The following is a 3,524-nucleotide window of genomic DNA, read 5'->3' on the forward strand; positions in this document are numbered from 1 at the left end:
ACCTTGAGCGTCCCGCTATAGGGCTTGTCCGCTACGAAATACAGGCCGTTTTTTAGGACCGGCTCGGGCTGCATTACGATTTTTGGCTCCAGAGCTTGCGCGCCCAGCGCCAAAAGCGGAAGCAGAAGCAGGAACTTTAATGCGCTTGGAAAGCTAAAATTTCGCATTAAATTTAAGCCTAAATTGAGCGAATTTTGCGCGGCTTTGCGGGTTTTCATATTTTGCTTCCTTGTGGCTCGGTTAAATTTGAAGAATTTTAAAATTTGAAGCTAAATTTTAGATAAATCCTCGCGGAGTTTGGGCTGTAGATTTGATTTTCGGCGCAGGCGGCGCGCAAGCCATGCCTGTAAGCCTCTCTCGCTGTTTAATGGAGCCGAGCGTTAAATTTCGGCGCGCTTTAACATATCTGCGACGATCGTCCACTCGTGCACGAGCCTTTCAAAGCTAAAATTTGCATTCGCTGGGCTTGTAGAGGGTAGTTTGATCGACTCTTTGCCGGTTTCGTTTAAAATTTGAGTTTTTAGATATTTTTCGCAGATTTCATGCGCCTTGCCGCCGTTTGCGAACACCTGCACGATGCGCGCTCCGCTAAAGATCGGCTCTAAATTTGCAGGCACGACGGCGGTCATTTTGGCGTCGCTCGAGCCCTTTATCTCGCAGCAGATCGCCGCGTCGTAGATGGCGATGCCGCGGGCGAGTAGGAATTTTATCTTTTCGTCCATGTTCGTAGGCGGCGGAACATTTAAAATCCCGGCCAATACTCGCCAGAAGCGATTTTGCGGATTTGCATAATAAAAGCCAAATTTACGAGAAACGACGGAGGGGAAGGAGCCGAGGATTAAAATTTTAGAGTTTTTATCAAAAATCGGTTGAAAAGGATGGGTTTGGCTCATTTTATGCCTTTGAAATTAATTCATATTCCCCATCATCTAAACCGTTCATATTATTTACATATTTTACAAGAACTAATCTTTTTTATCAGAATTATTTGAAATCTTATCATTAATCATCTTTTTTGCATTCATTGCAATATCGGTGATTTTCTTATTGGAGTCACTTAAAATCTCTTGTATCTTTGCCGAATCGTCCTTTTTAAATATTTTTAAATTTTCGCTAAAATCCTCATCGTTAATATCAAAATAAGCCACTGACTCAAAAGACAACTTTGAAGCTATTAAAACTTGAGGAAAAGCATTTTTATAGGCATTATAACTTTTAACCTCAGCATTATAGTTCTCGCGTCTATTTAAAAGCTCGCCTTCGATTTTTTCCAATTGCGACATTAGCATTTGGTATGTTTCATTGGCTTTTAGCTCTGGAAAAGCCTGCGCCAAAGCAGCTACTTTTGCGACTCCGTTTCCAGAAATACCAAGTTGCACCATTTGCTCGCCGTTTGCGTAATCTTTAGCTATGTCTATAATTTGATTTGAAAGGTCTAGGCGTTTTTTAAGCGTAGCTTGGATGTTTGCAAAGCTTTCTCTTATATTTTGCATCATTGACTGCAATTTATTATATATTTTAATAATATAAGCCGCCAAAGCAACCACAACAACGATTATAGTGATAAACATTTTACTCCTTTTTTTAATTGCATTAGAATGCGCGATTATTGCTTATTGAGACTTAAATTTACTTAAAAATTACCTGGCTAAAAATTTAAGTAAGCGTTTATCTGGAAACCAAATATAACCTTACAAACAACACCGCGCAAATTTAACCGCCCGAACGAGCGGCCAATTTACAGATATTTTCTCTCGCCCGTCAAATTTGGACGAGAGAAATTTGCACCCTACTCGGCGCTTTGGGCAGCTTCCGCGCTAGTCTCGACCTCATCGCTAAAATCAGCCAAGCTTAGGCGTTTTAGCTGGCGGTAGCGTCTTTGCGCGTCGGCCTTGTTTTTAGCCAGCAGCTCGTCCGCGTGCTGCGGGTTAGTTTTCTTAAGCGAGTTGTAACGAACCTCGTTTAGCAAAAACTCCTCGTAAAGCGACCAGTCCGGCTCTTTTGAGGTCATTTTGAGCGGATTTTTGCCCTCTTTGATTAGGCGCGGATCGTAGACGTAGGTCGGCCAGTAGCCGCACTTAGTCGCTAACTCGCCTTGATCGCCGGAGTAGGCCATGCCGCCTTTTATACCGTGCGCGATACACGGCGAATACGCGATCACGAGGCTAGGTCCATCGTAGGCCTCGGCTGCGGCGATGGCTTTTATCGTGTTTGCTTGGCTCGCGTTTGAGTTGATCTGCGCGACGAAGATATTTCCGTAGGTCATCGCGATGTAGCCTAGATCTTTTTTCTGCATCGGCTTGCCGCTAGCGGTAAACTGCGCTATGGAGCCCGCGCGGCTGGATTTTGAGCTTTGGCCGCCGGTGTTTGAGTAGACCTCGGTGTCAAGTACGAGCACGTTTACGTTCTCGCCGCTAGCTAGCACGTGATCAAGCCCGCCAAAGCCGATGTCGTAGGCCCAGCCGTCGCCGCCGATGATCCACTGGGATTTTTTGACGAGATATCTTTTTAGCTCTAAAATTTCTTTTACGCCCTCTACGCTTAAATTTTGCTCCAAAAGAGGGGTCAAAATTTTAGCGATTTGCGTCGTTTTCTCACCGTCGTTTTTATGCGTTATCCAGTCGGAGTATAGCGCGGCTAGGGCATTTGGCGCGGCGTCTTTGGTGCGTAGCATGACGTCTTCGATACGGTGGCGCAGCGTCTCTACCGCGACGTTCATACCCATGCCAAACTCCGCGTTATCCTCAAACAGCGAATTTGCCCACGCTACACCCTTGCCCTCTTTGTTTGTCGTATAAGGCGTCGAAGGCGCGCTGCCGCCGTAGATCGAGCTACAACCGGTGGCGTTTGCCACAATCATACGGTCGCCGAATAGTCTCGTAACAAGCCCGATATAAGGCGTCTCGCCGCATCCCGGGCACGCGCCGTGAAACTCAAACAGCGGCTGCGCAAAGCCCACGCCCTTGACGCTATCTTTGCTCATCAGGTCGTCTTTGTAGGTTACTTTTTTAAATAAATAATCGGCATTTTCCTGCTCGTTTTTATCCATCTCCTCTGCTAGAGGCACCATGACAAGCGATTTTTCCTTGCTCGGGCAGTTTTGAGCGCACAGTTCGCAGCCCGTGCAGTCAAGCGGGCTAACTTGGATTTTATATTTTAGCCCTTTTACATCTTTGCCTTTGGCGTCTAGGACGTGATCTTGCACGGTTTGCGGAGCGGCGGCGAGCTCGTTTTCATCGATAAGAAACGGCCTGATCACCGCGTGCGGGCAGACGAAGGCGCACTGGTTACATTGGATACAATTTTCCTCGATCCACTTAGGCACCATCACGCCGATACCGCGTTTTTCGTAGGCCGTGGTGCCTGACTTAAAGTGTCCGTCCTCAAAGCCCACAAACGCCGAAACAGGCAAGCTATCTCCCCTAGCGGCGTTGATAGGCTTAACGATTTTTTCTATAAATTCATCGCCGACGTATTTTTCCTCCGCGCTCGCGTCATCCGTCAAATTTAGCCAGCTAGGATCG

At 46.5% G+C, this 3,524-nt stretch carries 3 protein-coding genes and 1 pseudogene; all 4 read right to left on the bottom strand.

Features of this window, described 5'->3' with window-relative positions:
* Positions 1-218 (bottom strand): annotated as a pseudogene (locus Q0314_RS10980) (hypothetical protein); the annotation flags it as partial.
* Between the two features lie 162 nt (positions 219-380).
* The gene (locus tag Q0314_RS10985) at positions 381-893 is read right to left on the bottom strand and encodes a DNA-deoxyinosine glycosylase (RefSeq protein WP_298059001.1); all 513 of its coding nucleotides are present in this window, start codon (positions 891-893) and stop codon (positions 381-383) included.
* A gap of 72 nt (positions 894-965) precedes the next feature.
* Positions 966-1,571 carry a LemA family protein gene (locus Q0314_RS10990; RefSeq protein WP_298059004.1) on the bottom strand — a complete coding sequence of 202 codons (606 nt, stop codon included), beginning with the start codon at positions 1,569-1,571 and terminating at the stop codon, positions 966-968.
* 218 nt (positions 1,572-1,789) lie between these two features.
* The coding region (locus tag Q0314_RS10995; RefSeq protein WP_298059006.1) for a 4Fe-4S dicluster domain-containing protein at positions 1,790-3,524 on the bottom strand (1,735 nt) is incomplete at its 5' end.

The sequence above is a fragment of the uncultured Campylobacter sp. genome (assembly GCF_938040115.1).
Taxonomy (GTDB): Bacteria; Campylobacterota; Campylobacteria; order Campylobacterales; family Campylobacteraceae; genus Campylobacter_A.

Coding starts and splice junctions, on each gene's coding strand:
- Q0314_RS10990 (WP_298059004.1), bottom strand. CDS start 1,571: ATGTTTATCACTATAATCGTTGTTGTGGTTGCTTTGGCGGCTTATATT.
- Q0314_RS10985 (WP_298059001.1), bottom strand. CDS start 893: ATGAGCCAAACCCATCCTTTTCAACCGATTTTTGATAAAAACTCTAAA.